Below are 19,297 nucleotides of genomic sequence, written 5' to 3'. Positions count from 1 at the left end.
CATAAAATTTCTAGTGAGGGTGTGATGTCAGACAGCTTGCAAAAATGGGTGGGACGCAACCGTCCGCCGCGCGTGCAGATTACCTACGACGTGGAAGTAGGTGGCGCCATCGAGAAGAAAGAATTGCCGCTGGTGGTGGGCCTGCTGGCCGACCTGTCCGGCCAGCCGCTGGTGGCGCCGCCGAAACTCAAGGCGCGCCGCCTGGTCGATATCGACCGCGACAATTTCAACGAAGTCATGGCGAAGATCGCGCCGCGCCTCGACCTGTCCGTGCCGGATACGTATAAAAAGGACGGCAACCTGAAGATCGAACTGAACTTCAAGCACTTCGACGATTTCCATCCTGAAGCCATCACCAGGCAGATCCCGCGGCTGGCCAAGCTGCTGGAAGCGCGCCAGCAATTGCGCGATCTGCTGGGCAAGCTCGATGGCAACGACGAGCTCGACTCCTTGCTGGAAAACATCGTGCAGAACACGGAAGAGCTCAAGACCCTGCAAGCGGAGGGCGGCGCGGCCACTCCGGCCGCCACGTCGCCGGCGCCGGAAGCGGCCGCCGAGAGCGCCGAGCCCGCCGCATCCTGATAGCGCCCACGCGCTGTTTTCTCCCACATTCAGAGAAAGAAACCATCATGGCCAGCAAGCAAGCGGTACAGGCCGGTGCAAGCACCACCAACCAGGAAATCAGCCTGTTGGATCGCATCGTCCAGGAAGGAAAAATGGCAGTCGAGCCATCGCAAAACGCCTACGCGCGCACGCTCCTGGGGCAGTTCGCCACCCAGGTGCTCGACGAAGGCATGAAAAAAGCGCCCGACAAGGGCATCGTCACCATGATCAACGAGCGCGTGGCGCAGATCGACAAGATCCTCAGCGAGCAGATCAATGCCATCGTGCACGACAAGGATTTCCAGGCGCTGGAAGGCTCATGGCGCGGCTTGCACGACATGGTGATGGGCACGGAAACGGGCAGCAAGCTGAAACTGCGCCTGCTCAACGTGTCGAAGAAGGAATTGCTGAAAGACCTCGAAGGTGCCGTCGACCACGACATGAGCGTGCTCTTCAAGAAAGTGTATGAAGAGGAATACGGCACCTTTGGCGGCCATCCCTACTCGCTGTTCATCGGCGACTATTACTTTGGCCGCGATGCGGCCGACATGGCCTTGCTGCAGCGCCTGTCGAAGGTGGCCGCCGCCGCCCATGCGCCATTCATCGCCGCCGCGTCGCCATCGCTGTTCGACATGAACTCGTTTACAGAACTGGGCGTGCCGCGCGACCTGTCGAAAATCTTCGAGAGCGCCGAGCTGACCACCTGGCGCGGTTTCCGCGAAACGGAAGACTCGCGCTACGTGGCCCTGGTGCTGCCGCGCTACGCGGCGCGCCTGCCGTACGGTGCCAAGACCAACCCGGTCGAGTCGTTTGCCTACGAGGAAGATGTCGACGGCAAGGACCACAGCAAATACCTGTGGGCCAATGCGGCCTATCAGCTGGGCCTGCGCATCACGGATTCCTTCGCCAAGCACAGCTGGACGACGGCCATCCGCGGCGTCGAAGGCGGCGGCAAGATCACGGGCCTGACGGCGCACTCGTTCAAGACGGACGAGGGCGACGTGGTACTCAAATGCCCGACCGAAGTGGCGATCACGGACCGGCGCGAAAAGGAACTCAACGATCTCGGCTTCATCGCGGTGGTCAATTCCAAAGGTTCGGACATGGCGGCCTTCTTTGGCGGCCAGTCCGTCAACAAGCCCAAACTGTACAACCTGGACGCGGCCAACGCCAATGCGGCGCTGTCCTCGCGGCTGCCGTACGTGCTGGCCGCCTCGCGCTTCGCCCATTACATCAAGGTGATCATGCGCGACAAGGTAGGCAGCTTCCAGACGCGCTCGAGCGTGGAAAACTTCCTCAACAACTGGCTCAGCGACTATGTGCTGCTCAGTTCCAACGCCTCGCAGGGCGAGAAGGCGCGCTTCCCGCTGTCCGAGGGGCGGGTCGACGTGACTGAAGTGGCCGGCAAGCCGGGTGCCTACTCGGCCACCGTGTTCCTCAAGCCGCACTTCCAGATGGAGGAGCTGACCACCTCGATACGCCTGGTGGCGGAATTGCCGGCCTCGGCCGCTTGATCGTACTTTTCCAACGCATCGACGCACGGCAGCGGCATGATGCCGCCGCCGCGTTCACCTTACGGAGCTATTCATGTCAGACGTACTCATCCTCGATCTGGGCGCCACCATCAAGGGCAACTGCACCATCACCGGCTATCCCGACAAGATCATCGTCAGCTCGTTCTCCCACAATGCCTACCTGCCGATGGGCAGCGACGCGGGCAACACGGAACGCACCATGGGCCGCGCCGTGCTGTCGGAAATGTCATTCTCCAAGTCGTCCGACCTGTCGACCACGGAACTGTTCAAGGCCTGCACCCAGGGCACCAAGATCGGTCCCGCCAAGCTGAACATCGGCCGCGTGGAAAACGGCGTGTACATGAACTTCATGACCTACGTCATGGACAACGCCATGATTTCGCAAATGAGCTGCAGCGGCGGCGGCGGTATCCCGAACGACTCGTTCTCGATCAACTTCACCAAGATCAAGGCCGACTTCACGCAGCAGAAAACGGATTCCACCTCCAAGGGCACGGGCACGTGGAACTGGAACCTGGAGACGATGAAGGCGGATTGATCCTGTTCGCTAGCCGCGCATATAGATGGTAAATTGATATCGGACATCAGTTCGTCACGGTAGCGTCGGGTACTGAATCGCATGTCTAAGCGCCAGGTAGCGGCGAGGCTAGCAACTATTGTATTTTGATACCAGCGCACGGGAAATTTGAAAAAAAGATGTCCTCTGGCAGAGTGTACTGGCGGCATAGTGAAGTCGCGTCGATAAACTGATAGGCGTTTAGACTGAGCAACTTTTCTGAATGGCGGATCGATGTCACACGGCTTACAGATTGGCCCAGGTCTGCCATTCAGACACGAATTTAGCCTCGGGCATTTTCTGCCTGGATGTATTTAATTGCGGCGGCCAGCAAGCGATGGCGGCAGATCCATTATTCCGACATACATTTGGCTAAATATTCGAATGTCCGGCCCGCCGTCCATTTTGAAGAGTTCATGCTTGTGAAAAAAGTAGCTTCATATGCTGCGCATTACTGGCAGCGTGGAAAAATGGCGTGGTCCCCATATTCCTGGCTGTTTTCCCTGAAGTAATATCCGGGCGCGCAATGCCAAGGTATCGTTGTATGCCGATGACCATGTGCATGATGAATATTCAATTTCGAACGATGGGACGAGTATGGCACAGACTTTCATTTCAATTGAAAATACGCTGCAGGGGTTGGAAAGCGGTATCGGCGAACCTTTGCCCGAACCCGTGAAGACTCGTATGGAGCACTTCTTCGGCGTGGATTTTTCCGAGGTTCGGGTGCATCAGGGGCCTCAGGCGGAAAAAATGGGGGCAAACGCATTTACGCTAGGATTTGATATCTATTTTGCGCCAGGCCAATTCCAGCCTGACAGCGCATCGGGACAGCAGCTACTTGGCCACGAACTCGCACATGTGCTGCAGCAATGCGCAGGCAGAGTGAAGACTACATGCCCCACCGGCATCAGCCTTGTCCAAGATGAATTATTGGAAGCTGAGGCTGACTGGATGGGCTTGCAGGCCGCGCTACAAATTCAAGGCAGAGCGGGGTTCGGCGATGCTGGATTGGCAAGTAGGCCCGCACATGGTAAAACGGAGATCAAGGCCAGCCGTCAAAATCTGAAAAAAATAACATCAAAAATGGCTGGGCGAACAATACAGTGTCAAACCAACCTTACGTTTGACAACGATGTTCGTCCCGGCACCGACATTGTCACCGGCATGCATCATGCGCGTAATGCTCACGCGGTGGTGCAAAAGGATCTGGCGGCATATTTGAGTGGGTACAACAGCCATGGCGACGCGGTAGCCAGGGGATGTGCGGTTTGCAATCACTCAATTTCCTACTCCAACGTGGCGAAGGCAGTGGAGGGGGCGCTTGCACAACAGGGAAATTTGCAGGCTGTCGTCAATTTTCTGAATGGACTCAACCCCAATTTGCCTAAAAGCTTCACATACCGGGACAGTTATTTTGGCCTGCATGACCCCAATGGCTGGAGTTTCTCTGTCGGCGCAATACCCATGATAGATATAAAGATGAAAATTAAGAATGGCGTGCCGTTCTATTCCAAGGCGAATTTGGACAAGGAAGTGGATGATTTGATCGCCAATCTGGCAAACGATCCGCGAAATTTATTTTACTGGCCGGATCACACCGGTGATTTTGGCGGAACGCAGGTGGATAATCCGAAGGCAACACTAATAGCAACGGGTTACGCTTCGCTGCTGAATGTGACAACGAGGCTTGCCGCTTATCGGCAGCATTTACGCAATATGGGACTTGGGGTTTAAGGCGGCTGGGTTGAAGGTGGCAGTGACGGCCAGCAGGGAGGGACCTTTCCAGTATTCCGACATGTGTTTGGCGAAGAACGCCTATCAAAACCTGCTGTCCGTCATCATTCGCGGTGTGCGATGCTCAATGGCTCGACGCCCCCCGTCCTTTCGTATCGTAGCGCTTCTCAACCATAACAAACACCTCCCCGATCGTTGGGGTTTTTTAGGCGTTGTAAATGTCCGTAAGCCGCTTCCGGTGCAGGTTTGCGTTTAAAAAATACAATGAAATGGGGTAAGGATGTCAAGTCAACCTGGATGTAATCCTTATGGTTATTGTCAAATTAAAGGCTGTGAAAAAAAGGCAGTATATGACAAGGTCACTGGGATGGAGCGGTGTTCCATACATAAGCCTGAAACAGTCGCCAGAGCTGCTGCTGGTGCAGCGCTTCCTAGCTGGGATGAGCTGGCGGCTGTCGGTGCAAAGATGAAAGTAGTCAAAATAACCGAGCTTGGTAAACTGCCAGCCGATGTCTTGCCAGAAACCATGACATGGCCTGTTCTTGTTGATGCTGTGCATAATGGTGCGGATTTCCAGTTGGCAGGAACGGTTACAAGTTCTCCAAAGGATGGCATGGAGTTTATTTATACAGGTTATTCCGTGGGGAGCCAGCCATACCAGATTGTAAAGCCAGTAATGACAAATAGTCGCGGAAAAAAAATTGATACTGGTGCATGTCATGAGAGTTATGTTTTTACCCAATATCTGGATGCGAGCTGGATTGTTTTGATTCGGCAATCTCATGCCCCTTGCGGTCCTTGTCAAAAGTCATTTTCTGGCATGGCTATGAAACATGGCAAGACGATCATCGTGGCATTTGAAAATGGTGGCAATTCCATGAATAATAAATCTGGCACATTTATTTTCGTGCCATTAGAAAATGATGCAGCTACCTCTGTAGATCTTTATGTCATGCCATATCAGAATTTTTATGTCCCGCAGGTGGCAACCAAGCCGCAGGTGGTAAACAAGTAACACTGGCCTGATGGTGTGCAGGGCGGTGTGAGGGGCAGGTCCGCCATGCAGACAAGCTCTGCTCCGCCGACGGTATTTTTATCCACCCGTCATCGTGATTGCGCCAGCCTCGGCGGCGCCTGGCAGCGCAGTGCTGCCGAACCCGCCCTGCCCACAGTCGCCGCTTCCGCCACCGCCCTGATACCCACCTGTTACTTGTGTTACGCCATCCCCCGGTCCTACCATCAATCCGCACTCTCCGTTTCCCCAGGCGCGCCTTGCCACGGCAGGGCGCTGGACTTTCCCGTACCACCTGAATGGGCTTCCCATGCATGCCACGCCTGCCGGTTCGCTAGTTCCCCTGTTCGACCGCCTCGGCGGCGAGCTGGCCGCGTCCGCCGATGGGCGCGTGCTCGATGTGGATGGCTTGCGCCATTCGCTGCAGCTGGACCTGGTGCGGCTATTCAATGTGCGCAATGGCTTGAGCATCGCGCAGTTCCTCGGCGAGGCGCCCACGGTGCTCGATTACGGCTTGCCCGATACCCTGGCGCTGTCGCCGCAGTCGGCCGCCGACCTGGCCCTGTGGCAGCAGGTGCTGGCGCGCGCCATCGCCCTGTACGAACCGCGCCTGTCGGGCGTGACGGTGCGGGTCACGCCCGACGCACACAAGCCGGCGGCGGCGCGCGTGGCCATCGCGGCGGCGGCCATGCTGGGGCGCCAGCTGTGCCAGGTGCGGTTCGACGTGGTGCTCGACGACCGCGCCGCCCAGACGGGGGCGCGATGCGCATGAATACCCAGGACGAGCTGCTCGAATACTACCGGCGCGAACTGGCCTACCTGCGCACGCAGTCGGCCGACTTCGCCGCGCGTTATCCGAAGGTGGCGCAGCGTCTGGTGCTGACGGGGGCCGAGACGGCCGACCCGCACACGGAACACCTGATCCAGTCGGTGGCCTTTTTGAACGCCCGCGTGCACCGGGAACTCGACCGCGACTTCCCCAGCGTGGCCGCCGCCATGCTGGACAATCTGTGCCCCAGTCTGACGCAGCCCGTGCCGGCCATGACGGTGATGCAGATGGCGCTCGACCCCATGGAAGGCAAGGTCACGGTCGGCGCGCGGGTGGCGCGCGGCACCATGCTGTCGGCCACGGCCGCCACGGGCGAGCAGTGCCGCTTCCAGGTGGCGTGGGAGACGACCCTGTGGCCGCTGCGCGTGCATGCCATCGCGCAGGAAGACCCGCGCACCTTGCGCCTGGACATGCGCTGCGACGAGGGCGTTGACGTGGCCGAGCTGGAACTCGACACCCTGCGCCTGCACCTGTCGGGCGATTTGCTGACCACCATGCCGCTGCATGAAATGCTGATCAGCGGCCTCGATCACCTGGAAGTGGTGTCGAGCGGCGGCGTGCACCACCTGGCCGCGCGCCACCTGGCCGAAGTGGGCTTTGCCGAGGACGAGGCCATGCTGGGCGGCCCGGCCCACGCCCATCCCGCGTATGGCTTGCTGCAGGAATACTTCGCCTTTCCCCGCAAGTTCCAGTTTTTTGACGTCAGCGGCCTGCGCGGGCGCCTGGGCAGCGGTGGCGGCTTCGCGCTGCGCCTGGTGTTTGGCCACAGCGCACCCGTGCTGGCGCTGCTCGACGCGGGCAACGTGCTGCTCGGCTGCGTGCCAGCCCTGAATCTCTTTCCCGTCACCAGCGAACCTGTCGTCGTCGACCGGCGCCACTATGAATACCTGCTGGTGCCCGACCGCCGGCGCGACGCCGTCATGGAAGTGCATTCCATCCTGGGCGTGACGGTGTCCGACCCGCGTGGCGAGCGCAGCGTGGACATTCCCAGCGCGTTTGCCGAGGAGGGCGGCGAGGACGGCGTCGCCCTGAGCTGGACCATGCGCCGCGAAACCAGCCTGCGCAAGGGCATCAGCGGCACCGATGTGTACCTGGGCTTTGTCGACCGGGGCGACGTGCAGGCGGCCTTGAGCGAACCGGTCGCCTATGCGCGCCTGCTGTGCACCAACCGCCTGCTGGCCGAACAGATCGGGCCGGGCACGCGCTTCTACGGCGACGGCGTGGCCGCATCCACCACCATCCGCGCGCTGTACCAGCCCAGCGTGCAGCGCCCGCCCACCATGGCCAACCACGCCCTGTGGTCGCTGGTGTCGCTGCTGCGCCTGAACCACCGCTCGCTGGTCGACGGCAGCACGGGCGCCGATACCCTGCGCGACATGCTGCTGCTGTTTGCCGGCGGCAGCGCGCGCGACCAGGTGCAGATCCGCGGCATCAAGCGCCTGGCGGCCCGCGCCGGCACGGCGCGCGTGGGCAGCGAAGGCTGGCGCGGCCACTGCCGCGGCACCGACATCGTGCTCGAATTCGACACCGACGCCTTCGCCGGCACCTCGCCGCTGGTGCTGGCGGGCGTGCTGGCGCGCTTCTTCGCCCTGTACACCACGGCCAATTCCTTCGTGCGCCTGTCCGTCGTGCGCCACGGCGAACCCTGGATGCAATGGCCTGCCATGACGGGACGACAATGCCTGACCTGATCGCACTGCTGCGCCGCGCGCCGCATACCTTCAACCTGTTCCAGGCCATCAGCCTGCTCGAACGCAGCGCTCCCGCGCGCACGCCAGTCGGCCACGGCCAGGGCCTGGACGAAGCGCTGCGCCTGGGCGCCCACGTGGACATGGCCTTCGCGCCCAGCGACATCGCCAGCCTGGATGACAGCACGCGCCCGGGGCCGTCCCTGACCCTGCGCACGGCGGCGCTGTCGCTGGCCGGCGCGCAAGGCCCGCTGGCCGCGCCGTTCACGGAACTGCTGCTGTCGGGCCGGCGCCAGCGCGACGGCGCCGGCCTCGATTTTCTCGATATCTTCAACCAGCGCCTGCTGGGTTTCTGGTATCGCGGGCGCGGCAAGCACCATCTGGCGCTGCAGCCGGGCAGCGCGGCACCCGTGCCGCAGCCGGGCCAGCGCCCGACGGCGCCGCTGCCGCGCAGCCTCGATGCCTTGTCTGGCCTGGGCCGCGCCGAGGGCGCGCAGGCGCCCGGCGGCGAGCTGGCCTGGCTGCGCCACGCGGGCTTGCAAGGGGCCGCGCCGCGTTCCATGGCCACCTTGCTGACCTTGCTGCGCGACCGCATGGGCATCGCCTTTCGCGGCCAGCAATTCATCGGCGCCTGGCAGGAACTGGCGGCCAGCGACCGCGCCAGCCTGCAAGGCCGCCAGGCGCGGCGCGGCATGGGGGCGCAGCCGCTGGGCGGAGGCGCCTGCCTGGGGGCGCGCGCGTGGGACCAGTCGGCCGGCATCGCTCTCGTGGCACCGGCGCTGGCGCCAGCGCAGTTTGCCGCGCTGCTGCCCGGTGGTGCGCAATGCGCGCTGCTGGCCTGGCTGGTGGCGCGCCACCTGCAGCGGGGCATGACGGTGACCCTGGAACTGACCCTCGCCGCGCCGCCGGCCAGCACGCTGGAACGGCCCGCCACCCAGGTGCTGGCACCCCGGCTGGGCCACAGCGCCTGGCTGTGCGGCCGCGCCAGCCAGGCCTCGCACCAGCATGTGCAGCCGGTGCGTTTCGTGCTGAACGCGGCCGGCGCCCAATCGAGCACCACCTTCCCCGCAGACGAATGGAACTGAGCCCCATGGAAATCGATATCCGCACCTTGCTGTCCCACCTCAATCCCGAATGCAAGCGGGCCATGGGCAGTGCGGCGGAACTGTGCGTCAAGCAGACGCATTTCAACGTGGAAGTCGAGCATTTGCTGCTGGCGCTGCTCGACGGTGGTGCGCCCGACTGGTCCTTGCTGCTGGGGCACTACGGCGTGGACGCGGATGCCGTGCGCACGCAGGTGCAGGCTTGCCTCGACGGCTTCAAGCGGGGCAACAGCCGCACGCCGGCCATGTCGCCGCATTTCGTGCCGCTGCTGCGCGAAGCCTGGCTGACCAGTTCCATGCTGCTGGGCAGCGGGCAGATCCGCTCCGGCACCATTTTGCTGACCCTGCTGGAACTGGACAGCCTGCGCGGCATGCTGATCGAGTCGGCGCCAGCGCTGCTGACGCTGCCGCGCGACACCTTGAAGGGGCAACTGGCGTCGCTGCTGGCCGGCTCCAGCGAGGACGCCGGCCCCGCCGGTGGCGTGGCACAGGCCATGCCCGCCGCGCCGGGCGGCGCCGGCGGCCCGCAAAATGGCGGCCAAAATGGCACGCCGGCGCTGGACCAGTTCACGGTGGACATGACGGCGCAGGCGCGCGCCGGGCGCATCGATCCCGTGCGCGGGCGCAACGGGGAAATCCGCCAGATCATCGACATCCTGCTGCGCCGCCGCCAGAACAATCCCATCCTGACGGGCGAGGCGGGCGTGGGCAAGACGGCCGTGGTGGAAGGCTTTGCCTTGCGCGTGGCCGAGGGCAGCGTGCCGGCCGTGTTGGCCAATGTGCGCGTCTGCTCGCTGGACCTGGCCTTGCTGCAGGCGGGCGCCGGCGTGCGCGGCGAGTACGAGCAGCGCCTGAAATCGGTGATCGCCGAAGTGCGCGCGGCAGCCACGCCCGTCATCCTCTTCATCGACGAGGCGCACCAATTGATCGGCGCGGGCGGCAGCGAAGGGCAGGGCGACGCCGCCAACTTGCTGAAACCGGCGCTGGCGCGCGGCGAATTGCGCACCATCGCCGCCACCACCTGGGCCGAATACAAGAAACACGTGGAACGCGACCCGGCCCTGGCGCGCCGTTTCCAGGTGGTGAAGGTGGAGGAACCGACGCCGGAGGCGGCCATCGGCATGTTGCGCGGCATGGTCGCCACCCTTGAGCGCCACCACCAGGTGGAGATTCTCGACGAAGCCGTGCGCGACGCCGTGCGCCTGTCGCAGCGTTACATCACGGGGCGCCAGCTGCCCGACAAGGCCATCAGCGTGCTCGATACGGCCTGCGCGCGCGTGGCCATCGCGCTGGCCGGCACGCCGCCGCAGCTCGAGGCGCTGGAATACGACATGGTGCAGGCGACGGAAGGCTTGCGCATCGTGCGCCAGCAGCTGGGACGCGGCGAGGGCGAGGCGGCCGAGGGCGAGCGGCAGGCGGCCAGCCTGGCGCGCATGGGCGAACAGCATGCGGGGCTGGTGGCCAAGCTGGCCGAGGAGCGCCGCGCGGTGCAGGAAATCCTGGCCCTGCGGCGCGCCATCGCCGCGCGCGTGGGCCAGGCCGGTGCCGGCAGCGGTGGCGCCGAGGCCGATGCCGACGAAGGACAGGCGCAGGCGGCCCAGCTGCAGCGTTTGCAAAAGGGCCTCGAAGCCATCCAGGACGACGAAGCCATGGTGCCCGTCTGCGTCGATTCGGCCATGGTGGCGGGCGTGATCTCGGGCTGGACCGGTATCCCCGTCGGCAAGATGCTGGCCGACGAAGTGCACACGGTGCTGCAATTGCATGAGCGCCTGTGCGAGCGCGTGGTGGGACAGGACCAGGCGCTCGACGCCATCGCGCGCCGCGTGCGCACCTTCCGCGCCGAGCTGGACGACCCGGGCAAGCCGGTGGGCGTATTCATGCTCGTCGGTCCCAGCGGCGTGGGCAAGACGGAGACGGCATGCGCGCTGGCCGACATGCTGTATGGCGGCGAGCGCAACATGATCACGATTAACATGTCGGAATTCCAGGAAGCGCACACGATCTCCAGCTTAAAGGGCGCGCCGCCCGGCTATGTCGGCTATGGCAAGGGCGGCGTGCTGACGGAAGCCGTGCGCCGCCGTCCGTACAGCGTGGTGCTGCTCGATGAAATGGAAAAAGCCCATCCCGACGTGCTGGAACTGTTCTTCCAGGTCTTCGACAAGGGCACGATGGAAGACGGCGAGGGTGTCAGCATCGACTTCAAGCACACCCTGATCCTGCTGACGTCGAACGCGGCGCAGGATGTCATCACGCGCGCCTGCCATGAGGCGCGCGGCCAGCGCCTGCCCGATCCCGAGGCGCTGGTGGCGCAATTGCGTCCGGCCCTGCTGCGCCAGTTCAGCCCGGCCTTCCTGGGCCGCGTGGTGCTGGTGCCGTACTACCCGCTGGGCGATGCGGAAATCAGCGTCATCGTCGAAATGAAGCTGGCGCGCCTGGCCGAGCGCTTTGCCGCCAACCACCACGCCCGCTTCAGCTGGGACGACGCGGTGACGGCGGCCATCACGGCGCGCTGCACGGAAGTCGACAGCGGCGCGCGCAACATCGATTACATCCTCACGCAGACGGTCCTGCCGCAATTGTCCGGCCTGGTACTCGAACGCATCGCCACGGCCTCGGCTTTTTCTGCCGTGCACATGGCCATGGGCTCGGGCCAGCAGTTCGCCTACAGCTTCCGCGACAGCCCCGTGCGGGGTGCCGCATGAAGGCCGGTTTCAAGCAGACAGGCCTGCTGCGCGTGGCTTCTCCGCTGGGTGCCGACGACCTGCTACTCGACAGCATGACAGGCAGCGAGGGCTTGTCCGAGCTGTTCCGCTTCAGCCTGCACATGCGCTCGCCCAGCACCAGTTTGAGCGCCGCCGCCGTGGTCGGCAAGGACATGACCGTGACCATCGCGCTGCCGGACGGGCCATCGCGCTATGTGAGCGGCATTGTCACGCGCTTTATCCAGAGCGGGCAGGACCGCGATTTCGCCACCTACGAGGCGGAACTGGCGCCGGCCCTGTGGCTGCTGACCCTCGCGCGCGACCGCAAGATCTTCCCGAACCAGGGCGTGGACGCCGTCATCAAGGCCGTGCTGACCAGCTTTGGCGTGAAATTCGATTCCAAGCTGGCGGGCACCTATGCCGTGCGCGAATACTGCGTGCAGTACGACGAGACGGCCTTCGATTTCATCTCGCGCCTGATGGAACAGGCGGGCATCTGCTACTTTTTCACCTTCAGCAGCAGCGGCCACACCATGGTGCTGGCCGACGCGCCCGCCCATTTCGCCGATTGCCCAGGCGCTGCCAAGGCCCGCTTCTGGCCCGACACGGGCATGCAGCGCCCGCTCGACACGGTGACGCGCTTCGCCAGCGAGCACCGCATCGCGCTGCAGCAGATGACCGTCAATGACTACGATTTCGTCACGCCGGACACCACTCTCGAAGGCAGTTACGCGGCCACGGGCGGCAAGGGAAAAAGCTATGAATTTGCCAGCGGCCACCCGACGGTGGCCGCCGCCAAGGCCCTGGCGCAGCTGCGCGTGGAAGCGGGCCAGGCCAGCGCCGAAGTGCTGCGCGGCGACAGCTACTGCTATCCGTTCGCGGCCGGCACGCGCTTTGCGCTGTCCGGCCATTTCGTCGCGGCCCTGAACGCCACGTTCGTGCTGCGCCGCGTGCAGCACACGGCGCATAGTGACGGCTACAGCAATTCCTTTGAAGCGTTTCCCGCCAGCGTGCCGTTCCGCGCGCCCGTTGTGACCATGCGCCCGCGCGCGGCCGGCTGCGAGACGGCGCGCGTGGTGGGGCCGGCCGGGGAGGAAATCTGGACCGACCAATACGGCCGCATCAAGGTGCGCTTTCCGTGGGACCGCGACGCGGCCGACGACAAGCGCGCGCCATGGATACGCGTGGCGCAGGCGACGGCGGGCAAGGGCGTGGGCGCCTTTTTCCTGCCGCGCGTGGGGCATGAAGTGGTGATCAGCTACATGAACGGCGATCCGGACCGGCCGCTGGTGACGGGCAGCGTCTACAACGGCACGAATGTCACGCCGGCCACCTTGCCGGCCAACCAGACGCAATCGATCCTGCGCACCCTGTCGTCCAAGCAGGGCAGTGCCGGCAACGAGCTGCGCTTCGAGGACAAGAAGGACGCCGAACAGCTCTACCTGCACGCGCAGAAGGACATGCTGGTGGAAATCGAGAACGCGCTGACGACGACCGTCAAGAAGGGCGCCGAGCTGCATACCCTGGACGAGGGCGACCGCACGGTGGACGTCAAGAAGGGCAAGGAAACGCACAAGGTGGCCGGCACGCGCGGCGTGGCCGTGACGGGCGCCGAGACGCACGCCAACGAAGCCGCGTTCAAGCACACGGTCAAGGGCGATTATGCGCTGACCATCGACGGCACCCTGAGCATCACGGTGAAGGGCGCCATCAAGATCGTCTCGGACGGCGCCGTGGCGCTGGAAGCGGGCACCACCCTGGCGGCCAAGGCCGGTACGGCGCTGAGCAACAAGGCGGGCACGGAGCTGGCCTGCGAGGCGGGAACCAAGCTGAGCACCAAGGCTGGCGTGCAGATCGACCATAAGGCGCCCGTCATCAACAGCAAGGCCGACGCCACGCAGACGGTGGAAGCGGGCGCCATGCTGACGCTCAAGGGCGCCATGGCGAAGGTGAACTAGATGACGACCGACTTTGACGCCAGCCCAGCCGCCGCGCGCGAAAGCAGCGTGGTCGAGCAGCACGATGACGCTGGCGTGCTGCTGTTGCGCAGCACCATGGCCGGCGGCGTGCTGCATGGCCCGCTGGAGCAATATGGGCCGGACGGCCAGCCGGCCATGACGGCGCATTTTATCGACGGCAAGCTGCACGGCACGGTGGCCCTGTTTGGCGACGACGGCGTGGTGGTGCAGCGCAGCGCCTTCCAGCACGGCCTGGCGCATGGCTTGATCGAAACTTTCATCCACGGCCGGCGCATCGCGGCGCAGACCATGTCGGGCGGCGTGGCCAGCGGGCCTTCGCTGTCGTTCGACGAGGCGGGCCAGATGACGGCGCGGCTGCAGCTGGTGGCCGGCCAGCTCGATGGCCAGGCCCTGTTCTACCACGAGGGACGGCAGGTGCGCAGCGCCTGGTACCGCGCCGGCCTGCTGGAGGGCGAGAGCGCCGATTACGACGCCGAAGGCCAGGTGCTGCAGCGCTGCAGCTACCGCGCCAACCTGCTGCACGGGCCGCTGCGCCGCTACTGGCCGGGTGGCGCGCTGATGGAAGAAGTGATTTACCGCGATGGCGTGCCGCTGGCGGCGCCCGTCCGCTTCGATGCGCAGGGCCGGCGCCAGGGCAACGCCGAGGCGGCGCCGGCCCTGCTCGCGCGCCTGAAAAAACTCGTGAGGGGGGACTGATGGGACAACAAGTCTGCGCCGGGGCGATGCTGAAATGCTCGTTCGGCATGGCGCCCGGCACCTTGATGGTGCTGCCGCTGAACAAGGTCATGACGATCATGCCCGACGCCAACATCATGGACAACAAACCCATGGTCAACATCTTGCCGTTTGGCATGTGCATGTCCATGGCCAACCCGCAGGTGGCGGCGGCCACGGCGGCGGCGCTGGGCGTGCTGGTGCCCATGCCATGCATTCCCATGACCAGCGCGCCGTGGATGCCCGGTTCGCCCACGGTTTTGCTGGGCAATATGCCCACCCTGAACAACGCTTCCAAGCTGATGTGCATGTTTGGCGGCGTGATTGAAATCTGCATGCCGGGGCAGATGACCGTGGCCGTGCCTTGAGTACCCGCTATGCCCGCTATGACCGATGCACCTTAACCTTGCCGAGTGAACCATGGAATATCGCTTGAGTCTTACCCCGCGCCTGGTGGCAGTCGGGTTTTTCGCGGTGGCGGCCTTGCTGGTGCTGCTGTTCGCGCTGGGTTTCCAGCTGGGCCAGGGGCTGGCCGCGCAAGAGGCGCCCGGCGTCTCGCGCGCGCATGCCACGGCGCCAGCGGCGCGCGGGGCCGCCACGGCGGTCACCGCCGCACCGTTGTCGGCCGCCGCGCCAGCCGGGGTGGCGCCATGATGCGCGTGCAGCGCAGCTGGCGCGCACTTGTGCTGCTGGTCGCCTGCGCCTGCGCGGCTGTCGCCAGCCCCGCGCTGGCCGCCGACAGCCTGCCGCCGGCCGCGACAAGCATGGTGCGCGGCGCCGATGGCCGTCTGATGGCGCCCGACATCGCCCGCATCGTCGCGCGCGGCGAACTGGTGGTGGCCATGTTCAAGGGCGACAGCCCGCCGTTCTACACGGAGAAAAAAGGCGTGCTGAGCGGTATCGACGTCGACCTGGCGCGCAGCATCGGCAAGGAGCTGGGCGTGCCCGTGCGCTTCGACCGCAGCGGCGCCACCATCGACGGCGTGGTGGAACTGGTGGGCCTGGGCCAGGCCGATATCGCCATCGGCCGCCTGGGCCGCACCCTCAAGCGCAGCCAGATGGTGCAGTTTTCCACGCCCTACATGCTGCTGGGCCACGCCATGCTGCTGAACCGCGTGCGCTTCGCGGAAATGGCTGGCGAGCGTCCCCTGAAACAGGTGATGCGCGACTTCAAGGGGCAGATCGGCGTCATGGAACGCACCTCGTGGGAAGAGTTCGCGCGCCGGCATTTTCCGCAGGCCAGCGTGAAGCCGTATCCCAGCTGGGCGGCGCTGGTCGACGCCGTCAGCCGCGGCGAGGTGGCAGGCGCGTATCGCGACGAGCTGGAAGTGCGCGCCGTGCTGGAGCGCGACCCGCGCCTGGCATTGACCCTGCGCACCGTCACCTTCAGCGACGCGCAGTCCGTGCTGAGCGTGATGGTGGGCGTGGGCGACAGCACTTTATTGTCCCTGGTCAACGAGGTGATCGGCACGCGCGCCGACAAGCCCAGCGTGGCCAGCGCCCTGAAACTGGCGAGGTAGAGCATGCATACCCCTCTCAATAGCGACACCGGCAACATCTCCCCCGTGGCCGCGCCAGAGCGGGGCGCCACCCTGCGCCGCTTCCGCGCGCTGGCCATCAACCCCTTCATGGTGCTGGCCTGCGTGCTGCTGGGCGCGACCATCGGCTGGGCCGCGCCCGGCGTGGCGCGTCCGCTGGGCCTGGTCGGCGTCGTCTACGTGGACTTGCTGACGATGGTGGTGCTGCCGTTCATGATGTCGGCGGTGGTGCTGAGCCTGCAAAACCTGTACCGCGAGGGCGGGGCGGGCAAGATCGTGCAGCGCGTGGTGGTGGTGTTCGTGCTGCTGGCGCTGGCGGCGGCCGTGCTGGCCACCCTCGCCACCTGGCTGCTGCATCCTGGCGGCGGCATGTCCGAAGGCACGCGCGCCGCGCTCGGGCATATCGTCGGCGGCGATGCGGATGGCAGCAACACGGCCATGGCCCTGCTGACGCCGGAACCGGCGCCCGCCTCGGCCAGCGCGCAGGAGATTTTGCGCACCTTGATCCCGTCGAACATCTTCGCCGCGCTGGCCAACGGCGAAACGCTCAAGGCGCTGGTCTTCGCGCTGCTGTTCGGCTTTGCCGTGGGGCAGGTGCCCAGCCGCATCTCGACGGGCTTGCAGGATGCGCTGGAAACCGTCTACAAGGCTTGCCAGACCCTGACGGGCTGGATCAACCTGCCGCTGCCGCTGATTCTCGTGTGCATGTCGGCCGGCCAGGTGGCGCGCACGGGCCTGGCGCCGCTGGCGGCCATGGCCGGTTTCGTCGGCGGCTTCCTGGCCGTCAGCGCGCTGCTGATCGGCGTGGCCATGGCCGTCGTGCGCCACCGCGCCGGGGTCGGCGCCCGGGACGTGATGAAGGCCATGCGCGAACCGTTCGCGCTGGGCGTGGCCACCAACAACAGCGCCGCCTGCATGCCGGCCATGGTCAATGCGCTGGTGGGGCGGCTGGGTTTTTCGCGCTCGCGCGTGGAATTGCTGGTGCCGCTCAGCGTGGCCCTGCTGCGCGCCGGACCGGTGGCGTATTTTGTCTGCGGCAGCATGTTCATCGCCGCCCTGTACGGCCGCAGCCTGTCGGCCGCCGACCTGGCCCTGCTGGCGGGGCTGGCCGCGCTGACGGGCTTTGCCTCGTCCGGCATGGCCGGCGTGGTGACGGTATCGCTGATGGGCGTGGTGTGCGCCAGCCTGTCGCTGCCGTTCGAGGCGGCCTTCGTGCTGTTCGTCGCCGTCGATCCCGTCTGCGCCATGGCCCGCACGGCGCTCACCGTCATCGCCAACTGCGCGGCCGTCTCGCTGATCTGCGCGCGGCCCGTGACCTTGCAGCCATGAACCTGCTGCGCGACATGCTCCACCATCCCGCCGCGCTGCTCGGCGCGGTGCTGCTTGGCGCCTGGGCGGGCATGCTGTGGCCGCAGGGCGCGCCCCTGTTCGGCGCCCTGGCGACCATTTATCTGTCGCTGATCCAGGTGGCGGCCTTACCGTTTCTCGTGCTGGCCGTGTACTTCGGCCTGCAGCGCATGGCGGCGGCCGGCGAGCAGTGGCGCCGCATGGGCGTGCTGGCGCTGCTGGGCGTGCTGCTCATGCTGCTGTGCGCGCTGGGCGGCGCCTTGCTGGCCAGCCTGGCCGCGGCCGGCGCCGGCCTCGACGCGGGCCAGCAGGCATCGCTGGGCCGCATGGCCATGCATGCCGAGGCCCCCGCCGTCGTCAGCCTGCACGCCCTGGAGGCCCCGGCCGCCGCGCCAGCCGCGCCGCCGCTGGTGCCGCACAACCTGTATGCCGTGATGGCCTTCGGCTCGGCGCCCTCGGTGCTGATCGGCGTGCTGCTGTTTGGCGCCGCCGTCGCGGTGCAGCGGCCCGAGGCCAGCCAGCAGCTGAGCGCCATCCTCGAAGCCGTGTACCGGGGCATGGAGCTGTCCATCCGCTGCGTGAATACCGGCTTGCCGCTGACGGCCTGCATCCTGGCGGCGGCCGCCACCAGCGCGGCGGGGGGCGAGTCCATCGGCCTGCTGACGGGCTTCCTGGCCACCTGGTACGGCAGCGTGCTGCTGTGCTGCGCGCTGGTGGTGGCGCTGCTGGCCTGGCGCCTGAAGGCGCAGCCGTGGCAGGTGCTGACGGCGCTGCGCGAACCCGTCACCGTCTGCCTGTTCGCGCCGGTGGGCGCGGCGGCGCTGCCCGAATTCATCGAGGCGCTCAGCGTGCGCCTCGGCTTCAGCCGCGGCACGGTCGAGCTGATGGCGTCGATCTGCCCCGTCTTCATCCGCACGGGAGAGGCGCTGTATTTCGCCGTGCTGGCCGTGTTTGTCGCCAATGTGTACGGCCAGCCGCCCGGAGTGGCGCAGCTGCTCTTGATCAGCTTGCTGGCCGGCTGGACGGCGCTCTGGTCCGTCGGCGTGCCCGGCGTGAAGGCGGCGCTGTGGGCCGGCGTGCTGCAGGCCTCGCTCGGCTTGCCGCTCGACGCCATGCTGCCCGTCCTGCTGCTGCTCGAAGTGCTGTGCGAAGGCGCGCGCAACCTGGTGTCCTACCTGGCGGCGGCCGTGCTGATCGCGCTGGGCTGCGAAGCGGCGCTGCCGCGCGATGCCGTGGCGCCCGGCAGCGCCGCGGCCGCACCGCTGCTGCTGGTGATCGGGCGGCGCCAGGCCTGGCTGGGTGCGGGCTTGCTGGCGGCCGCCCTGGTGCTGGTGTTTGGCGCGGGCATCGGCGCGGGCCTGCGCAAGATGCTGGTGCTGTCCTGATGTTCACATTATTTACCGTACAGGGATATTCCATGGCATTCAAGACCGAATCGACGCAGGCCGGCGCGCACCGCGCGATGCTGCTGGCGGCACTGGCCCTGCTGGTGGCCAGCTTGCTGACCGGCTGCGGCGCGCTGGCGCTGATGCGCGGCGATCCCCGGCCCGTCAAGCCCGACTGGCAAAGCCTGACCCTGGTGGCCGCGCCTGACGCCAACAGCAACAGCGCACTGGCGGTGGACGTGGTGCTGGTGCGCGACAAGGCCATGCTCGACACCCTGGCTGCCATGCCGGCCGCCCGCTACTTTGCCGCCAAGGCCGACTTGCAGCGCACGTTTCCCGAGGCCTTGACGGTGCTGTCAGTGGAAATCACGCCGGGCCAGGCGCTGCAGCTCGATGCGCAACGCTACGCCGGCCAGCGCATCTGGGCCGCCTTTGCCTTTGCCAATTATGCCAATCCCGGCGACCACCGCGAGCGCCTGCTGCCTGGCAGCGGCGCGTATGTGCTGCAGCTGAACGCGCAGGGTTTTGCCGCCAGCGACATGAAGACGGGCGCCGCCCGCTAACCGAGG

The 19,297-nt window shown here is 65.5% G+C and carries 17 protein-coding genes; all 17 read left to right on the top strand.

Annotation, left to right across the window (positions count from 1 at the left end; translation table 11 throughout):
* Nucleotides 1–24: 24 nt before the first annotated feature.
* The 17 genes from tssB to ACQ4WR_RS03365 all read left to right on the top strand — a co-directional run bounded on the left by tssB (nucleotide 25) and on the right by ACQ4WR_RS03365 (nucleotide 19,291).
* Nucleotides 25–582, top strand: a complete 558-nt coding sequence (gene tssB, locus ACQ4WR_RS03445; protein WP_102293669.1) for a type VI secretion system contractile sheath small subunit — start codon at nucleotides 25–27, stop codon at nucleotides 580–582.
* Between the two features lie 47 nt (nucleotides 583–629).
* Nucleotides 630–2,117, top strand: a complete 1,488-nt coding sequence (tssC, locus tag ACQ4WR_RS03440) for a type VI secretion system contractile sheath large subunit (protein ID WP_102293668.1) — start codon at nucleotides 630–632, stop codon at nucleotides 2,115–2,117.
* A gap of 73 nt (nucleotides 2,118–2,190) precedes the next feature.
* On the top strand, nucleotides 2,191–2,676 hold the full coding sequence (locus ACQ4WR_RS03435) for an Hcp family type VI secretion system effector (protein ID WP_102293667.1): 486 nt from the start codon (nucleotides 2,191–2,193) through the stop codon (nucleotides 2,674–2,676).
* 615 nt (nucleotides 2,677–3,291) lie between these two features.
* Nucleotides 3,292–4,431, top strand: coding sequence for an eCIS core domain-containing protein (locus ACQ4WR_RS03430; RefSeq protein ID WP_436485328.1), 1,140 nt, complete (start codon nucleotides 3,292–3,294; stop codon nucleotides 4,429–4,431).
* Between the two features lie 280 nt (nucleotides 4,432–4,711).
* Nucleotides 4,712–5,446: a hypothetical protein gene (locus ACQ4WR_RS03425; protein WP_436485326.1), complete on the top strand. Its 735-nt coding sequence runs from the start codon at nucleotides 4,712–4,714 to the stop codon at nucleotides 5,444–5,446.
* Nucleotides 5,447–5,753: 307 nt separating this feature from the next.
* A complete protein-coding gene (gene tssE, locus ACQ4WR_RS03420) occupies nucleotides 5,754–6,215 on the top strand; it encodes a type VI secretion system baseplate subunit TssE (protein ID WP_436485324.1) in 462 nt (153 codons plus the stop codon).
* On the top strand, nucleotides 6,212–7,963 hold the full coding sequence (tssF, locus tag ACQ4WR_RS03415; protein WP_436485322.1) for a type VI secretion system baseplate subunit TssF: 1,752 nt from the start codon (nucleotides 6,212–6,214) through the stop codon (nucleotides 7,961–7,963). The genes tssE and tssF overlap by 4 nt, the downstream gene beginning before the upstream one ends.
* Nucleotides 7,951–9,045 (top strand): type VI secretion system baseplate subunit TssG, encoded by a 1,095-nt coding sequence (tssG, locus tag ACQ4WR_RS03410; RefSeq protein WP_436485320.1) that lies wholly within the window; start codon nucleotides 7,951–7,953, stop codon nucleotides 9,043–9,045. The genes tssF and tssG overlap by 13 nt, the downstream gene beginning before the upstream one ends.
* Before the next feature lie 5 nt (nucleotides 9,046–9,050).
* The gene (gene tssH, locus ACQ4WR_RS03405; RefSeq protein ID WP_436485319.1) at nucleotides 9,051–11,765 is read left to right on the top strand and encodes a type VI secretion system ATPase TssH; all 2,715 of its coding nucleotides are present in this window, start codon (nucleotides 9,051–9,053) and stop codon (nucleotides 11,763–11,765) included.
* Nucleotides 11,762–13,723: a type VI secretion system Vgr family protein gene (locus tag ACQ4WR_RS03400; protein WP_436485317.1), complete on the top strand. Its 1,962-nt coding sequence runs from the start codon at nucleotides 11,762–11,764 to the stop codon at nucleotides 13,721–13,723. Before tssH ends, ACQ4WR_RS03400 begins: the two co-directional genes overlap by 4 nt.
* Nucleotides 13,724–14,440, top strand: a complete 717-nt coding sequence (locus ACQ4WR_RS03395; protein ID WP_436485315.1) for a toxin-antitoxin system YwqK family antitoxin — start codon at nucleotides 13,724–13,726, stop codon at nucleotides 14,438–14,440. It abuts the gene before it with no gap.
* Nucleotides 14,440–14,826, top strand: a complete 387-nt coding sequence (locus ACQ4WR_RS03390) for a DUF4280 domain-containing protein (RefSeq protein ID WP_102299423.1) — start codon at nucleotides 14,440–14,442, stop codon at nucleotides 14,824–14,826. Before ACQ4WR_RS03395 ends, ACQ4WR_RS03390 begins: the two co-directional genes overlap by 1 nt.
* A gap of 64 nt (nucleotides 14,827–14,890) precedes the next feature.
* Nucleotides 14,891–15,112, top strand: a complete 222-nt coding sequence (locus tag ACQ4WR_RS03385; RefSeq protein WP_436485313.1) for a hypothetical protein — start codon at nucleotides 14,891–14,893, stop codon at nucleotides 15,110–15,112.
* A complete protein-coding gene (locus tag ACQ4WR_RS03380) occupies nucleotides 15,109–15,978 on the top strand; it encodes a substrate-binding periplasmic protein (protein ID WP_436485311.1) in 870 nt (289 codons plus the stop codon). The genes ACQ4WR_RS03385 and ACQ4WR_RS03380 overlap by 4 nt, the downstream gene beginning before the upstream one ends.
* A gap of 3 nt (nucleotides 15,979–15,981) precedes the next feature.
* Nucleotides 15,982–17,325, top strand: coding sequence for a dicarboxylate/amino acid:cation symporter (locus ACQ4WR_RS03375; protein WP_436485310.1), 1,344 nt, complete (start codon nucleotides 15,982–15,984; stop codon nucleotides 17,323–17,325).
* Nucleotides 17,322–18,728 (top strand): cation:dicarboxylate symporter family transporter, encoded by a 1,407-nt coding sequence (locus ACQ4WR_RS03370; protein WP_436485309.1) that lies wholly within the window; start codon nucleotides 17,322–17,324, stop codon nucleotides 18,726–18,728. Before ACQ4WR_RS03375 ends, ACQ4WR_RS03370 begins: the two co-directional genes overlap by 4 nt.
* A gap of 32 nt (nucleotides 18,729–18,760) precedes the next feature.
* The gene (locus tag ACQ4WR_RS03365) at nucleotides 18,761–19,291 is read left to right on the top strand and encodes a hypothetical protein (RefSeq protein WP_436485307.1); all 531 of its coding nucleotides are present in this window, start codon (nucleotides 18,761–18,763) and stop codon (nucleotides 19,289–19,291) included.
* The last annotated feature ends 6 nt before the right edge of the window (nucleotides 19,292–19,297 follow it).

Source organism: Janthinobacterium amylolyticum (assembly GCF_051380655.1).
Taxonomy (GTDB): Bacteria; Pseudomonadota; Gammaproteobacteria; order Burkholderiales; family Burkholderiaceae_D; genus Janthinobacterium.
This window is presented reverse-complemented; position numbering and strand designations above follow the sequence as displayed.